The sequence below is a fragment of the Mucilaginibacter gossypiicola genome, from assembly GCF_900110105.1.
Lineage (GTDB): Bacteria > Bacteroidota > Bacteroidia > Sphingobacteriales > Sphingobacteriaceae > Mucilaginibacter > Mucilaginibacter gossypiicola.
Genome location: NZ_FOCL01000003.1, coordinates 930,785 through 953,346, shown reverse-complemented (window position 1 = coordinate 953,346; position 22,562 = coordinate 930,785). Strand labels below are relative to the sequence as shown.

Genomic DNA, 22,562 nt, shown 5'->3' with positions numbered 1-22,562 from the left:
TTTAAAAAGGCTCCTGCTTTGCATAATTGCGGGTTTGGGAATGCTTTTTTGTGCCTGGTCTGTTCCTCCTTCGCAAAAGAGTAGCAACGTTATTTCACTGGAAGGGCAATGGCAGTTTCAAATGGATCCGGCTGATAAGGGGATAGCAGAAAAATGGTTCTCAAAATCGCTGGCAGATACTATTCATTTGCCGGGCTCTATGACCCAAAACTTAAAGGGGGATGACATAACCCTTAAAACAAAATGGACAGGCAGTATTTACGATAGTTCGTGGTTTTACAACCCGCGTTTGGCAAAGTACCGGGTGCCCGGCAACCTCAAAATACCTTTCTGGCTTACGCCGCCAAAACATTATACAGGAGCGGCCTGGTATAAAAAGGAAGTAATTATTCCTGCGGATTGGAAAAATAAACACCTTGTGCTTTTCCTGGAGCGGGCCCATACCGAAACCAGGTTATGGGTTGATGATACTGAAATTGGTATGCAAAACAGCCTGGTGGCCCCGCATCAGTATGATCTGGGAGATAAACTATCCCCCGGAAAGCATCAGATTACACTTTGTATAGATAACCGCATTAAAGCCATCAATGTAGGCCCCGATTCTCATAGTATTACCGATCATACACAAGGGAACTGGAATGGTATGATCGGCAAAATGGAGCTGAGAGCCGGAGACCAAACCTGGTTGGATGAGATTCAGGTTTATCCTGATCTGAAACAAAAAACAGCCCATATCAAAATACGGGTAAAAACAGAACGGACATCTGTTGCCGGCGCTATCACACTTTCGGCTAAAGCATTTAATACCACAATTTCACAGCTTATACCTGTCGTAAGCAAACCCGTTAGTATCAAAGATACTGTGACCGAGTTCAGCATCGATTTGCCAATGGGGGCCAAAATGCAAACCTGGGATGAGTTTACCCCGGTTTTATATCAGCTTACCGCTACGCTGCACACTGCCGATGGATCAACAGATACCAGGAAACTGAGTTTCGGCATGCATGAGTTTAAGGTCGATGGAAAAACATTTACCATAAACGGGAAGCCCGTTTTTCTGCGGGGTACGGTGAATAACTGTGAGTTCCCGCTTACAGGCTACCCGCCCACTACCGAAGCAGAATGGGACAGGATCTTCAAGATTTGCAGAGAACATGGGCTTAACCACATGCGGTTTCACTCCTGGTGCCCACCCGAGGCTGCTTTCGATGCAGCTGACAAAGCGGGCTTCTACTTGCATGTAGAAGGGCCTTCATGGGCAAACCATGGCAGCGGCTTAGGTTTGGGGCGACCGATTGATCAGTATATTTATGACGAAACCAACCGCATGGTTAAGTGGTATGGCAATCATCCTTCATTTTGCATGATGGCTTATGGCAATGAGCCCAGCGGTAAACAAGTAGAATACCTTACCAAATTTGTTGATTACTGGAAAGCTAAAGACCCGCGCAGGCTATACACAGGGGCGGCAGTAGGTGGCAGCTGGCCGGTGATCCCTAATAATGAATATATGGCCCGTGCAGGGGCAAGAGGCCTGGCCTGGAACCAACGGCCTGAGAGTTACTCTGATTACAGCAAACAGATAGCCCAGTTTAATGTGCCCTTTGTAGCCCACGAAATGGGGCAGTATTGCGCCTTCCCCGATTTTAAGGAGATTAAAAAATATACAGGAATCTATAAGGCCAAAAACTTTGAACTTTTTCAGGAAGACCTTAAAGACCATGGTATGGCCGATGAAGCCGAAAAAATTCTGATGGCTTCCGGAAAATTACAGGCTTTATGTTATAAGCATGAAATTGAAAAAGCCATGCGTACGCCCGGATATTCGGGATTTCAGTTGCTTTCACTGAATGACTATCCGGGGCAGGGAACGGCACTGGTTGGCGTACTTAACGCCTTTTGGGATAGCAAAGGGTACATCACAGCAAAACAGTTTGCCCGGTTTTGCAATGCCACCGTACCGCTTATCCGTACCGAAAAGTTTGTATATCAAAACAATGAAATGCTGAAAGCGCAGGTTGAACTGTTTAACTACAGCAAACCTATAACCGCTGCGCTGAGCTGGAAATTAACCGATGCACAGCATAAGGTGATCAGCCAAGGTGTTTTGGATAAAAAAAATTATGGAATGGGTAACTGTCAGCAGGCGGGGATAATCAATGTGCCGCTGTCAAAAATAAAATCACCCGAAAAACTAAACCTGGAAATTGCAGTGCCCAATACACAATACATAAACGACTGGGATTTTTGGGTATACCCGGCTACCTTGTCTGCGGTAAAAACCGACGTGTACTATACCACAGTGCTGGGTGATAAGGCCAAAGAGGTACTTAATAATGGCGGCAAAGTATTTCTGAATGCGTCGGGTAAAGTAATTAAGGGAAAGGAAATTATACAGTCGTTCACGCCGGTTTTCTGGAATACTTCCTGGTTTAAAATGCGCCCACCGCATACGCTGGGTTTTGTGTGCGATCCTAAACATCCCGCATTTAATGATTTTCCTACATCATCATACAGTGAGATACAATGGTGGGATATCCTGTCGAACGCGCAGGTAATGCACCTGGAAGATTTTCCGGCAACATTCAGGCCTGTTATCCAGCCTATTGATACCTGGTTCATGAACCGCCGTTTAGCATTATTATTTGAAGCGAGGGTAGGTAAGGGGAGCCTGATGGTAAGCAGCGCCGATCTTTCGCCAACAATTGGTGATGACAGGCCGGCGGCGAAGCAATTGTATTACAGTATTTTAAAATATATGTCCTCACCGCAGTTTAAACCTGCTGATATGATAGCGATGGAGACTATTGAAGATCTTTTTAAAACAGCTTCAAAGGAGGTGTTTGTGTCCTATACCAATGGCGCACCAGATGAACTGAAGCCCAAAAACATAAAAAAATAATATGAAAGCATTAAAACCGGTTTTAGCTTTATTAATGATAGCCTTTGTGAGCCTGGCTTTTATCAATCAGCAAAAGCCAACCATTTATTTGATAGGTGATTCAACTACACATAATAACGATAAGGAAACATGGGGCTGGGGAAGCATTATCCCAAACTATTTTGACCTCTCAAAAATCAATATTGAAAATCACGCCATGGCCGGTCGCAGCACCCGCACGTTTATAAAGGAAGGCAGGTGGAATAAGGTTGATTCGCTTTTAAAACCGGGGGACTACGTGATGATGGTATTTGGTCATAATGAAGGCAGTAAACCTGATACTACCAAAGCGGGATATCGTGGTGTACTAAAAGGTACTACTAACGAAACTGTTGAGCTTACCTGGCCTAACGGTACTAAAGAAACCGTGCATACCTATGGCTGGTATTTTCGCAAATTCATCAGGGATACCAAAGCTAAAGGAGCAACGCCCATTGTACTATCCATGATTCCCCGGAACGAATTTCGTGATGGCAAAGTTATCCGTGCCAATGATGATTACGGCAAATGGGCGCAGGAAATAGCGCTGCAGGAAGGTGTTAGGTTTATCGATATGAACCGCATCACGGCCGATAAATATGATAAATGGGGGGCTGATTCGGTTAAAAAGTTCTTCCCCGGAGATCATACCCATACCAATAAAATCGGGGCTACAGTGAACGCCGAATCGGTAGTTGACGGCATTAAAGCTGATCCTGCAAATCCTCTGAATAAATATCTTAAAAACTAATTTTTAGGTTACCATGAAAAAAATGATGCGTACATATGCAGGTTTAGGCTTACTGTTGATGTTGGTTATACTGTTATCTTCTTTTGTGCTGATGAAACCGGCAGATAAACCAACTTTTTACCTGATAGGCGATTCGACTGTAAAAAATGGCAAAGGTAAGGGCGACGGCGGTTTATGGGGATGGGGAAATTATATCGCCCCTTATTTTGATACAATAAAAATTGCGGTTGAAAATGATGCGCTTGGAGGTACCAGCAGTCGCACCTTTCAAACCATGGGTTTGTGGGATAAGGTGCTGGTGAAAATTAAACCCGGCGATTTTGTGATCATGCAGTTTGGGCATAATGACGCCGGTGCGCTGGATGATACGGCCCGCGCCCGCGGAACTATCAAAGGCATTGGCAATGAGCAGCAGGAAATATATAACCCGATACGGAAAATAAAAGAGGTGGTACATACCTACGGCTGGTATATGCGCAAGTTTGTTACGGATATTAAGGCAAAGGGGGCAACTCCGATCATCTGCTCCCCGATACCCCGTAATACCTGGAAAGATGGCAAATCTGCAGGGCGTAACAATGAAAACAATTACGGGCAATGGGCCCGTGAGATCAGCGAGCAAACCGGAGCCTTTTTTATCGATTTGAATAAACTGATTGCCGACGATTATGACCAGGAGGGCGAAGCAAAGGTAAAATCAACCTATTTCGGTACTGATGCCACGCATACGCTTGAGCCGGGTGCACAGCTAAATGCCAAATTTGTTATCCAGGGCATCAGGTCATTTAATCAGCTGGGGCTTAATAAATATCTAAAGCAATAGTTCAATAAATGTTCAAATGATGAAAAGAAGGGATTTTATTGAACAGTTAAGTATGGCTTCGGCGATGGCATTATTGCCTGGTTTGGCTTTCGGTAATTCAAAGGATCACGTTTCTGCTTTTGCCAAAAAACTAAAGCCTGTCGGCCGCGCCTTGGAAATGGAAGGTTATTACGTATGGTGTAACAGTCCAATTGAAGGGCCGGATGGCCGGATCCACGTGTTTTTTTCAAGATGGATTGCTTCAAAAAAAATGGGCGGATGGATCAATGGATCCGAAATATGCCATGCTGTGGCCGATACGCCCGAAAGCGAGTTTAAATTTCTGGGAACCATTCTTGCCCCGCGCGGGCCGGGGTACTGGGATGCCACCACGTGTCATAATCCATCCATAAAAAAGGTGGATGGTAAATACTGCCTGTTCTTTATGGGCAATTCTAACGGTAAAACTAATACCAAACGGATAGGACTGGCTACCGCTGATTCTTTGGATGGCCCCTGGACACGCCCGGATGAACCGTTGCTTTTACCAGGCTCCGAAGGGGCATGGGACGATCATTGCACTACCAACCCCGCATTTATTAAACATCCCAACGGGCAATACTGGCTGTTTTATAAATCATGGAATACCAAAGAATATGAAACCTCAACCGACCCATTGGTAAAGGGTAACCGTAAATACGGGTTAGCCATTTCCGATAAACTGGAGGGGCCTTATATCAAATATGACGGCAACCCGGTGATAGATTTTTCGGGGCGGGGAAACAACACTCAACTGGAAGACGCTTTTGTTTGGCTGGATAAGGGCCGCTTTAAAATGCTGGCGCGGGATATGGGTGTATTTAATCACCAGTATGGTTTGTACATGGAATCAAAAACCGGTAAAAAATGGAGCGAACCGGAGATAGGTTATTTTAACGCCAAATATTATCATATTGATCAACCGCCGCCTCCCAAATACCTGAACAAATACGGCCGGTTTGAAAGGCCCCAACTCTTATTTCAAAATGGGAAAGCAACCTATATGTTCACTACCTCGCAAGGTGGTAAATACATGACGGCATCACCATTTATATTTAAAATAGAATCATAACACCCGCAACATGAAAAAAATACTGCCTGTATATTTTGCATTTTTTACTGTTGTTTGGCCGGTTGTACTAAGGGCGCAAAATAAAATAAATCGTAAGGCTTTGGTGCAAAGGCATAATGTAATTAATAACGGTACAGACACGCTTTCGTCACTATCTGTTGGCAATGGCCGTTTTGCTTTTACGGTTGATGCTACGGGCTTGCAAACCTTTCCTGAGCATTATGATAAAGGCATTCCGCTGGGTACACAGTCTGAATGGGGCTGGCACAGCTTTAAAGATACAGCAGGCTATAAGTTTGATGAAACATTAAAAACCTATAGGCTCAATGGCCGTGATGTAAGCTATTCGGTGCAATGGAACCAGCCTGGGCGTAACCGGAATGCTGCTAACTGGTTTCGGGAAAATGTACATCGCCTGCAATTGGGCAATCTTGGTTTCGTGTTATTACATAAAGATGGGAGCGACGGGCAAATAAGTGATCTCCAAAATATCCGGCAAGAACTCAATTTGTGGACGGGCGCTATTACCAGCTCTTTCACTTTTGATGGTGAGCCGGTAAAAGTTCAAACTTATGCGCACGAGGGTAAGGACCTGATAGCGGTGAAAGTACAGTCACCGTTGTTAGCCCAGGGCAGGCTTAAGGTGAGGTTACGTTTCCCTTTCCCCACCAATCAGTTTGCTGATTATGGCGACAATTGGAAAGATCCGCAGAAGCATTATTCGGCGGTTGTTAGTTCCGGTGCAAGCCAGGCTATCATCATTCATCGTTTAGATACCAATCAGTATTTTGTACGCCTTGCCTGGAACGGCGCTGCATCCGTTAAGAATACAGCTGCTCATCAGTTTGTGTTATCCCCGCAAGGTAAAACAGGTGAACTGACATTCACCTGTTTGTTTGCTCCGCAGAAAACCACAGCGCCTTTGCCCGGTTTTGCTCAAACGCAAACAAACAGCATACAGCAATGGAAAGCCTTTTGGCAAAGCGGTGGCGCGGTTGATTTCAGCGGCAGTACCGATCCCCGGGCAAAGGAACTGGAACGTAGGGTAGTGCTGTCACAGTATCTTACCAAAATACAATGCTCAGGCCACCAGCCCCCGCAGGAAACCGGTTTAACTTACAATAGCTGGTACGGTAAGCCGCACCTTGAAATGCATTGGTGGCATGGGATCCATTTTGCGCTATGGGGCAGGGAGCAACTGCTCGAAAACAGTTTAAGCTGGTACCGGCATGTAAAAGCCAATGCAAGGGCCATTGCTAAAAGACAAGGATACGACGGGGTTCGCTGGCAAAAAATGACCGACCCGGATGGTAACGAAAGTCCATCCTCGGTAGGGGCATTCCTGATCTGGCAGCAACCGCACTTTATTTATTTTGCCGAACTGGATTATCGTGCCCATCCAAACAAGCAAACCCTGGATAAGTATAAAAACCTTGTACTGGCCGATGCAGATTTTATGGCCTCGTTCCCAACTTATGATAAGGAGCATGACCGGTATAATTTAGGCAAAGGCATTATCCTGGCACAGGAACGTTATAAACCCGAAGAAACATACAACCCAACTTACGAGCTGCAATACTGGCGCTGGGCTTTAAATACCGCCCAGTTATGGCGTAAACGCCTGGGCTTGCAGCCGGATAATAAATATGCCATCATCCTCAAAAAACTGGCTGCCTTACCTCAAAAAGATGGCGTTTACCTGGCTGCGGAAAGTTCGCCCGATGCATATACCAATCCTAAATTAAAAACGGATCATCCGGCGGTTTTAGCTGCTTATGGCATGCTGCCCTATAATACTCAACTGGATACGGCGGTAATGAAGAAAACCTTTAACCTGGTTTGGGACGTATGGGATTGGAAAGATACCTGGGGCTGGGATTTCCCGATGACCGCCATGACCGCGGCCCGTTTAAATATGCCCGAAAAAGCTGTTGATGCTTTATTTATGCCCATAAAAACCAATACTTATTTAGCTAACGGCCACAACTACCAGGACGGGCGATTGCGGATGTACCTGCCGGGCAATGGCGGTTTATTGGCCGCTGTGGCTATGATGTCTGCTGGCTGGGATGGCTCGACCATTGCCAATCCCGGTTTTCCTAAAAATGGGAAATGGAAAGTAAGGTGGGAGGGGCTTAAAAAAATGCCATAATACCGAATATTTTGTGAACCCGATCTGATAAAAATCTACAATATGAATAAACTATTTATAAGGATAAAAACGGTATTGTGCGCCGGTGCCATCATGGCAATGGCGGGTACTGTTAATGCACAACAACCGGTAAAAAGTAAGGTATTGGCCGATATGGCCCTCGCCAACAATTATTTTATGCAGAAATGGCCCGATCCGGGAGCTTCTGTTACCGTAAAGGGCACAACCCGTACCAGTAATTTATGGACAAGGGCTGTTTATTACGAAGGACTGATGGCGATGTACAAGATCGATCCTCAAAAAAAGTATTATGATTACGCGGTTGACTGGGGCGAAAAACATCAATGGAGCCCCCGTGGTGCTGTTGATACCCGCAATGCGGATAACCAATGCTGCGGGCAAACCTACATCGACCTTTACCTCATAGATAAAAAGCCCGAGCGCATTGAAAAAATAAAGCAAAGCATCGACCTGATGGTGAACAGCGAGAAAAAGGATGACTGGAACTGGATAGATGCGCTGCAAATGGCCATGCCGGTATATGCCAGGCTGGGTGAAATATATAACGACAATAAGTATTATGAAAAGATGTTCGAGATCTACAATTACTCAAAAACCGTACACGGCGGCAAAGGATTGTATAATACGGCAGATCATCTTTGGTGGCGTGATAAGGATTTTGTTCCTCCTTACAAGGAGCCTAACGGTGCAGATTGCTACTGGTCGCGCGGTAATGGTTGGGTAGTTGCTGCCATGCTGCGTGTATTGGAAGTGATGCCTAAAAACGCGCCTCACCGCAATGAGTATTTATCAGTGTACAAAGAAATGATTGAGGCACTGGTACCGTTACAGCGTACGGATGGCTATTGGAACGTGAGCCTGAAGGATTCGACCAATTTCGGCGGGAAGGAACTGTCGGGTACGGCCTTATTTACTTACGGCATGGCCTGGGGTATTAATCATGGCATCCTGAAAAAGAAAACCTATTTGCCCGTAGTTATCAAAGCGTGGAACGCCATGTCAAAAGAATGCCTGCACCCGGATGGTATGCTTGGCTTTGTACAGGGAACTGGCAAAGAGCCTAAAGATGGCCAGCCTGTTGGTTATAACAATGTACCCGATTTTGAAGATTATGGTTTGGGCTGTTTCCTGCTGGCCGGCAGCGAAGTTTATAAACTAAGTAAGTAATGAAGAAGGTATCCCTGTTTCTGGCCTTTGTTTTATTAGGTGTGGTGAATGCCTTCGCCCAGACGGGTATCGGCAGCAATAAGTCCGGCTATAAAAAACAAGGCAATACATTGTATTTTAACAATGCCAATGGCGATGTTAAAATTGAATTTTGTTCGCCTTCCATGTTCCGTGTAAGGGCAAGCTGGAGCCGCAAATTTGCACCCGATGAACATTTAATGCAGGAAAACTATAAATGGCCTGCTGTTGATTATAAAGTAACTGACGCACAGTCGGCATATATTATTCAAACGTCGGCTTTAATTATTACAGTCCTCAAATCACCCTTCATTATTAATGTAGCTGATAGCAAAGGCGTGATGTTATCATCAGAATATGTACCGAACGGCAAGCAAAATGGTGGCCTGCATCATATCGGCGATACGGTAATGTGCACTAAGGACCTCTTGCCCGATGAGCATTTCTTTGGCTTTGGCGAACGTATGGATTTTACCGACCAGCGCAATAAGCTGGTAAAACTCAATGTAGGCAGGGGGAAAAGCAAAAATAATTTGCTTGGTGCTTACAACATCAATGAGGCTAATTATTGCCCTGTACCATTTTTTATGAGTACTAAGGGGTATGGCATCTACCTGCATAATTCATCAGCTACAGAATGGGATATGGGCAGCAAAACAGATGATGAATACAGCTTTAAAGCAAATGACGGCGAATTGGATTACTACTTTATTTATGGCCCAACATTTCCGGCTATTTTAAACAGTTATTTAAGCATTACAGGCAAATCGCCCTTGTTACCAAGGTTTGCTTTTGGTTTGCATATGGGTACTTATAGCGGCGGTACTTGGGGGCATGAGGAACTTACCTCGGATAAATATGTAATTGAACTGGCCCGTAAAATGCGTGAAATGGGGATTCCTGTTGATATTCTATTCCTTGATTCTACCTGGCGGCTGTTTGGTAAAAATGGGGGCAAGGGAGCAACAACCTTTGAATGGCGTGAAACATTTAAGGACCCCAAAGCCATGTTTGATAGCTTGTATGCTATGAACTTTAAAATGGTGGGGCTGCATATCCGCCCAAGGTTTGATAATGCCAAAAACCTGAACCTGCTTGACCAGGCACAGGCCAAAGGTTTTACGTACCCGGAAAACGGAAAACCGGGCGAGTTTGTAAACTTTTTTGATCAGCAGGCTGCAAACTGGTGGTGGGACAATGGCGTTATGAAAGTTGCCTCCATCGGTGCTAAATTCCTGAAAACGGATGAGGGCAGTGCATTTGGTTCATTAGCTAATGAAAGCGAAAAGGTTGGGCCTACAGGTAAGGAAATAACCCAGCTGCATAACGTATTCCCTATTGCTTATGCTAAGGCACCATATTTGAAATTTCAGGAATATAATGGCATCCGCGGTCTAAATCAAACCCGTGAGGGTTATTCCGGCATCCAGCGGTATCCGTTCATTTTTGCGGGCGACTGGCCAAGCGAATGGCAGTATTTTGCACCTGTTATAAAAGCCGGATTAAATATCGGTATGTCGGGCGTAGGGTATTGGGCGCATTGTATGGGCGGCTTTGAGCATGCTGCCGATCCTGAATTATATATGCGCTGGGTACAGTTTGGGATGTTCAGTCCGGTGGCTATGGTATTTGGCATGGACCACCCGGGTTATAAAGAACCCTGGAACTATGGGGCCGAGGCTTTAGCCAACTTTAAAAAATACGATGATCTGCGTTACAGATTGATACCCTACATTTATAGCAACGCGTATACACAATACCAAACGGGCATGCCGCTCATGCGCGCCTTGGTATTGGAATACCAGGATGATCCTAATACCTACAATATAGCTGATCAATACCTGTTTGGCGATAACATGATGGTTTGCCCGGTGACGGTAAAAGGCGCACAAACACGTACGATATATTTACCAAAGGGAGTTTGGTTTGATTACTGGACAGGTGAAAAATATACCGGAAAGCAGTACATACATATCCTAACCCCGGCCGATCATTTGCCCATTTTTGTAAAAGCAGGTAGTATCATCCCGATGCAGCCGGCCATGAAATATATGGATGAAAAACCGGTAGATGTGATTACGCTTGATGTATTTCCGGGACAGGCATCCGAGTTTAAATTGTATGAAGATGATGGCATCTGCCTAAAATATCAGCAGGGCGGGAAGGGGATCACTCAAATAGCAATCGCAGAAGCTGCCGGTGGATGGGAGTTGCAGATCAAAAAGCCTGTAGGTAGCTTTATCCCGGCACCGCACACCTATCTGGCAAAAATGCACTGGCCTCATGATCAGGAACCATCTTTGATCACAGAAAATAATCAAGCATTGAAAGCAACTGACAGTGCTGATGCATTAGCTAAAACGGCAGGCTGGTATTATGATAAAACAACTCATTTGCTTTGGATAAAAACATTGCATAGCAATCATGAGGATATTACGCTTAGTGTTAAATAGATCACGTTTATAACTTTCCTATGAAAAAGTTACTCAGTATAATTTTTGTTTTTTCTGCAGTAAGTAGTCCAGTATTTGCTCAGCAAAAGGCTACAGGCAAACGGCCAAACATTATAATTATCCTGGCCGATGATATGGGTTACTCAGATATTGGCTGTTTTGGATCCGAAACCCAAACACCAAATCTCGACGCGATGGCTAAAAACGGTTTGCGCATGACGCAGTTTTACAATGCATCGCGCTGCTGCCCAACCCGGGCATCATTGCTCACCGGCCTTTATCAGCACCAGGCCGGCGTTGGCGATATGGTAAACCATCGGGATGTGCCTGCTTACCAGGGCTACCTGAACCAAAACTGCGTAACCATAGCCGAAGCGCTTAAGCAAGGTGGTTATAATACGTTAATGGCTGGCAAATGGCACGTCGGGACAGATTCATCGCATTGGCCGGTTAAACGCGGGTTTGATCATTATTTTGGTTTGATAGATGGCGCAAGCAGTTATTTTAATCCAACTATGCCTTATCGACCTAACCAAAAACTTACTATTGCTTTAGATGATAAGGAATATACGCCCGGGCCAAACTGGTATTCAACCAATGCTTATGCCGATTATGCCATTAAATTTATTGAGGGTAATAAAAGTACTTATAAGCCATTCTTTTTGTACATGGCTTTTACCAGTCCGCATTGGCCAATCCAGGCGCTGCCCGAAGATATTGCCAAATACAAAGGTAAGTACCTGGCAGGATGGGACAAGCTGAGACAGCAGAGGCTGGAACGCCAAAAACAGTTAGGGATCATCAGCAAAGATGAAAAACTATCTCCCAGGGATAAGAGCGTACCGGAATGGGATAGCCTTACTCCGGAAGAAAAAGAACAGTTTGATACCAAAATGGCCGTATACGCCGCGATGGTCGACCGGATGGATCAGAATATAGGCCGGATCAGGAAAAAGCTTAAAGAACTGGGTGAGGATAAAAATACAGTGATCATGTTTCTGTCAGATAATGGTGCCAGTAATGAAACCATTACCGGGCCGGGCTTTACCCTCGAAGTATTGGCTGCAAACAGCAAGCCCGCGAGTGACCCAACATCTTTTACATCATACGGGTCATTAGGGGCTAATGTAAGCGATACCCCTTTTCGCTTATTTAAGCACTGGGAATATGAGGGTGGTACAGCCACACCTTTTATAGCTTATTACCCTGATGTTATTAAGCCGGGGGCTATTGTCAGTAAGCCGGCCCATATTATTGACCTGATGGCAACCTGCCTTGACCTTGCCGGGGCAACTTATCCTAAAGTTTATCATGGCAATAGTATTCCGCCAACGGAAGGCATAAGTCTTGTTCCGGTATTTAAGGGACAAAGCTGGAAAGGGCATAACGGATTGTTTTTTGAGCACGAAGGTAACCGTGCTGTAAGGCAAGGCGACTGGAAACTGGTATCGCAACGCCCCGAAAATAAATGGGAGCTTTACAATATCAGCACCGACCGCTCCGAATTAAATGACCTGAGCGCCCAATACCCTCAAAAAGTAGCCGAACTCGAAGCAATGTACAGCGCCTGGGCCACCCGGGCAGGGGTAGTTGAGTTTGACAAATTACCAAAATCAAAAGGCGAATAGTGTAATAAGGCAGTAAAAAGGTTAAAGCCGGCATTTTAAGAACGCAGTTTAAAAATGCAAAACATTCATTGCCGTTGGTTTTAACCAACGGGATCAAAGCTGAAAAGTCCTGGCTTTAGCCCAATTGTGCAAGCGGATTTGGGCTGAAGCCCTCTTATTGCTACTCATTATCCCGTTGGTTAAAACCAACGGCAATGATTTTTCTCTACCTGTAAACGATATTCACAACAACAAAAAAGGAGCATACAAAGGAATGATGTGCAATCAGGAATAATTCATAGGCATTTAAGCAGTAATATGATCCCGCCCGCCGCCGCCCAGAATTTACGCAAACGTTTCTGGGAACGTTTGCGCGGTTTTAGTTGGGCAAATCCTTTTTTTTATTGCTGTCAGCCTTTAATCTTGTTTAGGATTTAAGGGTCCTGCACCAATTATAAGGCGATAAATAGCTGTTTTAAAATATAAACATGTCGGTAATAAAAATAAGGTTTGGGGTAGCGGTTCTGCTTTTGGCGGGTTGTTTTACATCGCAGGCGCAGGTTCGGCAGTATTCCTGGCAGCATTTGCCGCAGGTAAGCAAGCCCTCATTTAAAAAAGATACAATTAACATTTTAAAATACGGTGCTAAAGCCGATGGAATTACATTAAACACTACAAGTATCAATAAAGCGATAGCTGCTTGCAGCGCAAAGGGGGGAGGGGTAGTGCTTATCCCGCAGGGATTGTGGTTAACTGGTCCGCTGGTGATGAAAAGCAATGTAAACCTGCATGTGAGCCGTGCGGCGTTGCTTCAGTTTACCGATGATAAAAGCCAGTATAAACTGGTTGAAGGCAATTATGAAGGTCATGCTGCGGTGCGTAACCAATCGCCAATATCAGGTACCGATCTTACCAATATAGCTATTACCGGCGAAGGGATCATAGATGGCCATGGCGAGGTTTGGCGGGCGATAAGCAAAGAAAGGCTTACCGAAGCTGAATGGAAAAAACTGGTGGCATCGGGCGGTGTAGTGAGCGAAAACGGCAAGTCCTGGTACCCGTCTGAAAGTTATGTCAGCGGACTAAAAACTCCGGGAGCCGGTGTGATAGGCAATGGCAAAACCCTCAAGGATAATGAACCTTTCAAAGATTTTTTCCGGCCGAATATGTTGGTGCTTACCAATTGTAAAAAGGTATTGCTGCAGGGTGTTACGCTGCAAAATTCGCCTGCCTGGGATATCCATACTTTATTATGCGAAGACCTTACGGTACAGAATGCAAGGGTTAGAAACCCCTGGAATGCGCAAAATGGCGACGGAATTGATGTGGAGTCGTGCAGGAATGTGTTAATAGAGGGCAGCACTTTTGATGCCGGTGATGATGGCATCTGCATTAAATCGGGAAGGGACGAGGAGGGTCGCAAACGTGGCAAGCCAACCGAAAATATTATCGTGAGGGATAACGTGGTTTACCGTGCCCATGGTGGTTTTGTGATCGGTAGTGAAATGTCGGGCGGGGCGCGTAATATTTTCGTGTCTAACTGTACGTTTATTGGAACTGATATTGGTCTGCGTTTTAAAACTACGCGCGGCAGGGGCGGGGTGGTTGAAAATATTTTTATTAAGGATATCGCCATGAAGGATATTCTTCATGAGGCCATCCTTTTTGATATGTACTATGGCGGCAAATCTCCCGGCGAAGACGATAATGTAAACGACCAGGTTGTTGTGCCGGTAACCGAAGCTACGCCTTCATTCCGAAAGTTTTATGTGGATAATGTGGTATGTAATGGCGCTGAAAAAGCGCTCATGATCAGGGGACTGCCCGAGATGGGGATTAAAGATATCCACATCGAAAACAGTACTTTCAAAACTGTTAAAGGCGCGGATGTAATAGAGGCGCAGGATGTTTTCTTAAAGAACATTCACCTCGAAAGCAAAGAAACCAGTCCGCTCATTAATGTTCAAAACAGCAGCAGCATTACGTTTGATCATATTACTTATGGCGATACGCAGCTGTTGTTAAAGATCAGCGGTAAAAAATCGCAGCAAATAAAATTGCTGAATACAGATGCCTCAAAGGCGAAAAACAAAGTTGAGTTTGGTTCAGGCGCGGCAGAAAATTCATTAACCGGTTTAAAATAATGAAGAAGGTCGCGGTGTTGATATGGATCGTTTTTGTACCGGCATTACTGTTGGCGCAGGCGGTTGTATACCCAAAGCGCTTTACTGTGGCCCAGGATGGCAGCGGCGATTTTAAAACTATTCAGCAGGCTGTAAATGCCGTTCGCGATCTGTCACAACAAAAGGTTAGCATCTATATAAAAGCAGGTGTTTACCAGGAAAAACTGGTGATTCCTTCCTGGAAATGTAATATTGAGTTGATTGGAGAGGACCCAAATAAAACCGTTATAACCAACAGTGATTTTTCGGGCAAACCGAACTCGCAAGGGAAGGATGCCTTTGGAAAAACTGAGTTTACAACCTATACTTCCTATACGATTTTGGTGCAGGGAAATGATTTTACTGCCCGTAATTTAACCATAGCAAACGCAGCCGGTCCGGTAGGGCAGGCCGTTGCTTTGCATGTTGAGGGAGACAGGTGTGCCGTGATCAATTGCCGTTTGCTTGGCAACCAGGATACGCTGTATGCCGGTACCGAAAACAGCCGCCAGTTTTATAAAGACTGCTACATTGAAGGTACTACAGATTTTATTTTCGGCGAAGCAACTTCTGTGTTCCAAAAATGTGTGATTAAGAGCTTAAAAAATTCCTTTATAACGGCTCCTGCAACTACGCCCCGGCAGCAGTTTGGCTTTGTGTTTTTGGATTGTAAACTGGTACCCGCGGATACTTCTGTTAACAAAGTTTTCCTGGGCAGGCCATGGCGACCGCATGCCAGGTCAGTTTTTATCAATACCACAATGGATAAGCACATTTATGCCATTGGATGGGACAACTGGCGTAACCCCGAAAACGAAAAGACCGCCTTTTTTGCCGAATACAAAAGCCAGGGTGTTGATATAAGTAAACGTGCGCCATGGTCGCACCAGCTAACTGAAGCCGAAGTGAAGAAATATACTTTGATTAACATTCTTGCGGGGAATGATCACTGGGATATAACGCAGATAAAATGAGTTGTATGAAGAAAATATTATTGTTGAGTGTATTCCTGTTTGCGGGTTTGGGGCTTAAGGCGCAAACGCTGCCATGGTCGCAGCGAATGGCTAATACCGCTATTCGTATCTGGAAGGATTCTTTGCCGGGCACTAACTGGTCGTACGATCAGGGGATTGTTTTGCAGGGCTTGCAAAGCGTTTGGCAGCAATCGGCCCAAAACGAATATTTTGGTTATATCCAAAAATCGATGGACAGGTACGTAGGCACAGATGGAAGCATTCGCACTTACAAAGCCAAAGATTATACGCTGGATAATATCCTTTCAGGGCGAAGTCTGTTATTTCTGAACCAGGTATTAGGTGCCGGAAAATATTATAAAGCGGCTTCCTTACTGCGCAAGCAATTGGACGAACAACCCAAAACACCCGAAGGTGGTTTCTGGCATAAAAAAAGATATGCTAACCAAATGTGGCTCGATGGCTTATACATGGCCGAGCCATTTTATGCCGAATATGCTTCCGTTTACCATGAAGACGCAGACTTTGACCAGATAGCTGATCAGTTTATCTGGATGGAGCAACATGCACGCGATAGCAAAACAGGTTTGCTGTACCATGCCTGGGATCAAAGCAAAAAGGAACGCTGGGCTAACCCTCAAACTGGTCTGTCGGCAAGTTTATGGGCCCGTGCCGATGGCTGGTATGCTATGGCTCTGGTTGATGTGTTGCCATATTTTCCGGTTAATCATCCTAAACGTGCCGCGTTAATGGCCATTTTGAACCGCCTTGCTGTGGCGATACAAGGCAGCCAGGATTCGGGTTCGGGTTTGTGGTACCAGGTACTTGATAAGGGCGGTAAGAATGGTAATTATCTGGAAGCATCGGCATCGTGCATGTTTGTTTACACGCTGGCTAAAGGTGTAAGGGAAGGCTATTTGTCTCAAAAATATCTGCCGGTAGCTCAAAAGGCTTACGACGCCATCCTCAAAAATTTCATTGAAACGGATGCTGACGGACAGGTAAACATTAAAGGCACCGCAGGTGCGGTAGGTGTTGGCGGCGAACCATATCGCGATGGCAGTTACGAGTACTATGCAGGTGTAAAAACCGTCGTTAATGAAACTAAAGGTGTTGGTTCATTTATGCTGGCCAGTGTGGAGATGGAGCGTTTAGCCAATCTGAATATAGGCAAAGGCAAAACTGTACTTTTAGACAGCTATTTTAATAACGAACATCATGATGATGTCACCGGTAAAAGTATCCCGTTCCATTACAAATGGGAGGAGCAGGACAACAATGGTTTTTCGTTTTTTGGACAGATCTTTAACAATTATGGTCTGCACACCAAAACTTTAAATGAAGCGCCGGATGCGGAGAACCTCAAAAAAGCAGCAGCCTATGTTATTGTTGACCCTGATATCCCGAAGGAAAACCCGGATGCAAAATATATTGAAGAGCCACATATCCAGGCCGTCAGCAACTGGGTAAAAAATGGTGGTGTATTGGTGGTGTTAAATAACGATACGGGCAATGCCGAGTTTGTACACCTCAACAAACTGATGGCGAAATTTGGCATCAGCTTTAACTTAAATAGTGTTAACCGTGTGGTAGGGCGTAACTTTGAGCAGGGTGCAATTAATATCCCACAAGATAATGCCATCTTTAAAACGGCCCGAAAAATTTACATCAAAGAGTTGAGCACCCTGCAGCTCAATAATCCGGCAGTTGCGCAATTAGTTAACGGTAAGGACGTCATTGTAGCTACTGCCAAATATGGTAAAGGTACTGTGTTTGCCGTTGGCGATCCCTGGTTTTATAACGAATATACAGACGGCCGCAAGCTGCCTCCTGATTATGATAATTTTAAAGCAGCTAACGATCTGGTAAGCTGGCTGGTTAAGCAAATTCCTCAAACAAAAAAATAGTAACCTATTACAATTTAAAAAGAGCATGATATTATCAAGATATAACCTCAACAAAACAACGGTACCGGCAAATGAATTGCCTCCTGTGAATGTATTTGACTTGCCCGAAAAAGTGCTGCAATTCGGTACTGGCGTTTTACTGCGCGGCCTGCCCGATTACTTTATTGATAAGGCGAATCGTGCCGGCATTTTCAATGGCAGGGTAGCTGTTGTTAAATCTACAGATAAAGGCTCAACTATTGATTTTGATATGCAGGATGGTTTGTACACCATTTATTCAAAAGGGATTGAAGATGGTAAGGAAGTTAATGAGCAGGTGATCTGTTCAGCGATCAGTCGCGTGCTTTCGGCATCAAGTGAGTGGGAAGAGATTTTGGAGATAGCCCGGAGCAAGGATTTGCAGGTAGTGATCTCCAATACAACGGAGGTAGGCATTCAACTGGTGAAGGAAGATGTACGTAAACATCCGCCGGCATCATTCCCCGGCAAATTGCTGGCTATTTTATATGAGCGTTACAGGGCCTTTAACGGCAGACCAGATACCGGGCTGGTGATCATCCCAACCGAGCTGATCATCGATAATGGTAAAAAACTGGAATCCATTGTACTGGAACTTGCCCATTTGAATAAACTGGAGCCCGCATTTATGGACTGGCTGGAAAGCAGCAATAGCTTCTGCAATTCATTGGTGGACAGGATTGTGCCCGGCAGACCAGATCAGCAAATGAGCGATGCCATGGAAACCGAGCGGGGGTATACCGATAACCTCAGCATCATGTCCGAAACTTATAGTCTCTGGGCTATCCAGGGCGATGAAAAAATAGCCGAAGTATTATCTTTTGCCCAGTCAGATAAAGGCGTGGTGATTACCCCCGATATTGAACTGTTCAGGGAGCTGAAGCTAAGGTTACTTAACGGTACGCATACGTTGAGCTGCGCGGTAGCCTATCTTTCAGGTTTTAAAACGGTTAAGGAAGCCATGGATGATGTACATTTTACAAAGTTCATTACGCAGTTGATGTTCACCGAGATCATGCCATCCATCCCTTACCAAATTGATGAAGATGTAGCCCGCGATTTTGGCAATAAGGTGCTCGACAGGTTCCGTAACCCAAACATCAGGCATGAGTGGTTAAGTATTTCGGTACAGTACGCTACTAAAATTAAAATGCGTGTTATTCCGTTATTATTAAACTACTATAAACAAAACAATAAGGCACCGCAGATGATGGCCCTTGGTTTTGCAGCTTTTATTCGCTTTATGCAGATCACGGAAACAGCTGAAGGCAAGTATGTCGGAACAGCCCATTCGGATAGTTACACCATAACGGATGACCAGGCAGCAACTTTAAGCAAAGCTTGGAGCGGAGCAGATGCTGAGACCGCGATAAATGCTATCCTCAAAAACAAAAGCCTTTGGGATACCGATCTGACAACCTTACCCGGCTTTACCGAGGCTGTAACACGTCAGTTTAAGCTGATTAACGAACAGGGGGAATTAGCGATACACGCTATTTAAACAGAACGAGCAATGAAACAGAATATATTAAAAGTACACCCTGCCGATAACGTGCTTGTAGCACTTACCGATTTACAGGCTGCAGAGCAGGTTACTTATAAAGGTGACACTTATACAGTAAAGGAACTGATCCCGGCCAAACATAAATTCGCTATCGTAGATATTCCTGAAGGCGGCGAAATTATTATGTACGGCGTATTGGTAGGTAAGGCCCAGAGCCCTATACCCGTTGGCGGTTTACTAAGTACTGCTAATGTAAAACACGCGGCTAACAGCTTTTTAACAGGCCAGAGCCATACCGATTGGCACAAGCCTGATATCAGCAAATGGGAAGGTAAAACATTCAACGGTTATCACCGCGAAGATGGTAGCGTGGGCACTGCTAATTACTGGCTGGTTGTACCGATGGTTTTTTGCGAAAACCGTAATATCGAAGTATTGCAGGAAGCATTGGTAAAACCACTTGGTTATGGTCGCAAAAAAACATACGAGATCAAAGCGCAGGAATTGATTGGCAAAATAAAGGCAGGTGCGCAGATAGATGAAGTTTTATATACCGAAATAGGCAGCGATACCGCTCAAAGTGCTGGTAACAAAGTTTTCCCTAATGTTGATGGCATTAAGTTTTTAACCCATACAGGTGGCTGTGGTGGTACCCGCCAGGATTCAACTGCGCTTTGTGGTTTGCTGGCCGGGTATATTACGCACCCTAACGTTGCGGGGGCAACAGTTTTAAGTTTAGGTTGTCAGAACGCCGAAGTTAAAACTTTACAGGAGGAGATCAACAAACGCTCGCCCCAGTTTAACAAACCTTTGTATATTTTAGATCAGCAGAAAACAGGTAAAGAAGCCGATTTGATGGAACAAGGCATCAGGCAAACGCTGGCAGGTTTAATGCAGGCTAACCAATACACCCGTAAACCGGCCCCTTTAAGCAAACTGACTATCGGGTTGGAATGTGGAGGCTCTGACGGCTTTTCTGGTATTTCAGCAAACCCTGCTATCGGTTACACTTCCGATTTGCTGGTAGCTATGGGCGGTTCGGTTATTTTGGCCGAGTTCCCGGAGCTCTGTGGCGTAGAGCAAAACCTGATAGACCGTTGCCTGGATAAAGACAAGGCCGAACGCTTTGCCGACCTGGTACGCACCTACAGTCAGCGCGCCGAAGAAGCAGGTTCAGGCTTTTACATGAACCCATCGCCGGGCAATATTAAAGATGGTTTGATCACTGACGCTATCAAATCTGCCGGTGCTGCCAAAAAAGGCGGTACCTCGCCGGTAGCTGATGTGTTGGATTATCCTGAAAGAGTGACAAAGCCAGGCCTTAACCTGCTGTGTACGCCGGGTAACGATGTTGAATCTACCACGGCCGAAGTTGGCTCGGGAGCGAATATTGTATTGTTTACCACCGGCTTAGGTACACCTACAGGTAACCCAATAGCCCCGGTTGTAAAAATTGCTACCAATACCGCGTTATACAACCGCATGAGCGATATCATCGACATTAATACCGGTACTATTGTTGAAGGCGATGAAACCATTGAACAGGCCGGCGAACGCATCCTGGATTATGTAGTAAAAGTTGCCAGCGGAGAGATTGAAGTCCACGCGGTACGCCATGGCCAGGATGATTTTATTCCGTGGAAAAGAGGGGTTTCGCTTTAATTGTACACTTTCTCCACCCCGTGTTCGTGTCCCCACGAACACCCGCAGACAGGTACAGAGGGATATATGGAATGAAAAGAGAAACAAGGGGGAAATAGCCCAGGTTTCCGTGAGGACACGGAAACGGGAGAGAAAAACATGACGAAAAACCAATGAAAATACTAACCTGTACCACACCCGGTCAGCTGGAATATGGCATTGCCGAAACTCCGCAATTAAAACCGGGTTATTCACTGCTCAAAATAAAACGCATAGGCATTTGCGGTACCGATCTGCACGCCTTTGAAGGAACACAACCTTTTTTCAGCTATCCAAGAATTTTAGGCCATGAGCTTGCAGCCGAACTGGTTGAAGCCGGCGATGCCGAAGGTTTTCAAAAGGGAGAAGCTGTTACTTTTATCCCGTATTTCAATTGCGGGCATTGCATCGCCTGTCGTTCGGGTAAAGCAAACTGCTGTGTAAATATCCAGGTTTGCGGCGTGCATACGGATGGCGGCATGGCCGAATATCTGCAGGTTCCGTCACACTTACTGGTTCATGGTGAGGGATTAAGTTTTGATGAACTGGCATTGGTTGAACCTTTGGCTATCGGTGCCCATGGTGTGCGGCGAGCCGACGTAAAGGCGGACGAATTTGTACTGGTCATCGGCGCGGGACCCATCGGCTTAGGTATTATGGAGTTTGCCCGTATTGCCGGAGCAAAGGTTATAGCTGCCGACGTGAACGAGCAGCGCCTAAACTTTTGCCGTGAAAACCTGAAGGTTGACTATACCATCAACGTGAAAAATGAAGACGTAACCGAACGCTTGAAAGAGATCACCAATAGCGACATGCCAACTGTGATTATCGATGCTACCGGCAATCAAAAAGCCATCAACGGGGCGTTCCTGTATTTGGCGCATGGCGGCAGGTATGTGTTGGTCGGCTTGCAGCGGGATGAGATTATTGTAAGTCACCCCGAATTTCATAAACGCGAATCTACTTTAATGAGCAGTCGTAACGCTACCCGTGAGGATTTTGAGCATGTGATCGGGTCTATGAAAAGCGGACTGGTAAACCCGCAAACGTATATCACTCACCGGGTAACTTTTGACGAAGTAAAAGATCAGTTTGAAAGCTGGCTTAACCCGGCTAACGGAGTTATTAAAGCTATTGTGGAGGTATAAGAGGCTGTTCAATGACTGTAGAGACGCATAATTGCGTCTCTACAGTCATCAACATATAAAAGCCGTCATTGCGAGGTACGAAGCAATCCCCAATAGGCAGAGGGGCTATGCAAGTCCGCCCTGTAGAGTAGGGGATTGCTTCGTACCTCGCAATGACGGGCGGGATA

The 22,562-nt window shown here is 45.3% G+C and carries 14 protein-coding genes; all 14 read left to right on the top strand.

Going from position 1 to position 22,562, the window contains the following annotated elements; translation table 11 throughout:
* The first annotated feature begins 40 nt into the window (after positions 1-40).
* Positions 41-2,902 (top strand): exo-beta-1,4-galactosidase, encoded by a 2,862-nt coding sequence (locus tag BMX50_RS13660; protein WP_091211063.1) that lies wholly within the window; start codon positions 41-43, stop codon positions 2,900-2,902.
* Position 2,903: 1 nt separating this feature from the next.
* Positions 2,904-3,671 carry a rhamnogalacturonan acetylesterase gene (locus tag BMX50_RS13655; protein ID WP_091211062.1) on the top strand — a complete coding sequence of 256 codons (768 nt, stop codon included), beginning with the start codon at positions 2,904-2,906 and terminating at the stop codon, positions 3,669-3,671.
* Positions 3,672-3,684: 13 nt separating this feature from the next.
* Entirely contained in the window at positions 3,685-4,494 is an 810-nt protein-coding gene (locus BMX50_RS13650; RefSeq protein WP_091211061.1) for a rhamnogalacturonan acetylesterase, read from the top strand.
* Between the two features lie 16 nt (positions 4,495-4,510).
* Entirely contained in the window at positions 4,511-5,584 is a 1,074-nt protein-coding gene (locus BMX50_RS13645) for a glycoside hydrolase family protein (RefSeq protein ID WP_244280974.1), read from the top strand.
* Between the two features lie 10 nt (positions 5,585-5,594).
* The gene (locus tag BMX50_RS13640; protein ID WP_091211060.1) at positions 5,595-7,736 is read left to right on the top strand and encodes a hypothetical protein; all 2,142 of its coding nucleotides are present in this window, start codon (positions 5,595-5,597) and stop codon (positions 7,734-7,736) included.
* A 42-nt stretch (positions 7,737-7,778) separates the two neighbouring features.
* On the top strand, positions 7,779-8,924 hold the full coding sequence (locus BMX50_RS13635; protein ID WP_091211059.1) for a glycoside hydrolase family 88/105 protein: 1,146 nt from the start codon (positions 7,779-7,781) through the stop codon (positions 8,922-8,924).
* Positions 8,924-11,395 (top strand): glycoside hydrolase family 31 protein, encoded by a 2,472-nt coding sequence (locus tag BMX50_RS13630; protein ID WP_091211058.1) that lies wholly within the window; start codon positions 8,924-8,926, stop codon positions 11,393-11,395. Before BMX50_RS13635 ends, BMX50_RS13630 begins: the two co-directional genes overlap by 1 nt.
* 20 nt (positions 11,396-11,415) lie before the next feature.
* Positions 11,416-13,023, top strand: a complete 1,608-nt coding sequence (locus BMX50_RS13625) for an arylsulfatase (protein WP_091211057.1) — start codon at positions 11,416-11,418, stop codon at positions 13,021-13,023.
* A gap of 467 nt (positions 13,024-13,490) precedes the next feature.
* A complete protein-coding gene (locus BMX50_RS13620; protein WP_091211056.1) occupies positions 13,491-15,146 on the top strand; it encodes a glycoside hydrolase family 28 protein in 1,656 nt (551 codons plus the stop codon).
* A complete protein-coding gene (locus BMX50_RS13615; protein ID WP_091211055.1) occupies positions 15,146-16,138 on the top strand; it encodes a pectinesterase family protein in 993 nt (330 codons plus the stop codon). The genes BMX50_RS13620 and BMX50_RS13615 overlap by 1 nt, the downstream gene beginning before the upstream one ends.
* A 5-nt stretch (positions 16,139-16,143) precedes the next feature.
* A complete protein-coding gene (locus tag BMX50_RS13610; protein WP_091211054.1) occupies positions 16,144-18,045 on the top strand; it encodes a glycoside hydrolase family 88 protein in 1,902 nt (633 codons plus the stop codon).
* 25 nt (positions 18,046-18,070) lie between these two features.
* Complete coding sequence (locus tag BMX50_RS13605) at positions 18,071-19,564, top strand: tagaturonate reductase (RefSeq protein WP_091211053.1); 1,494 nt, start codon at positions 18,071-18,073, stop codon at positions 19,562-19,564.
* A gap of 12 nt (positions 19,565-19,576) precedes the next feature.
* On the top strand, positions 19,577-21,229 hold the full coding sequence (locus BMX50_RS13600) for a UxaA family hydrolase (protein WP_091211052.1): 1,653 nt from the start codon (positions 19,577-19,579) through the stop codon (positions 21,227-21,229).
* 152 nt (positions 21,230-21,381) lie between these two features.
* Positions 21,382-22,395: a zinc-binding alcohol dehydrogenase family protein gene (locus BMX50_RS13595; RefSeq protein ID WP_091211051.1), complete on the top strand. Its 1,014-nt coding sequence runs from the start codon at positions 21,382-21,384 to the stop codon at positions 22,393-22,395.
* The last annotated feature ends 167 nt before the right edge of the window (positions 22,396-22,562 follow it).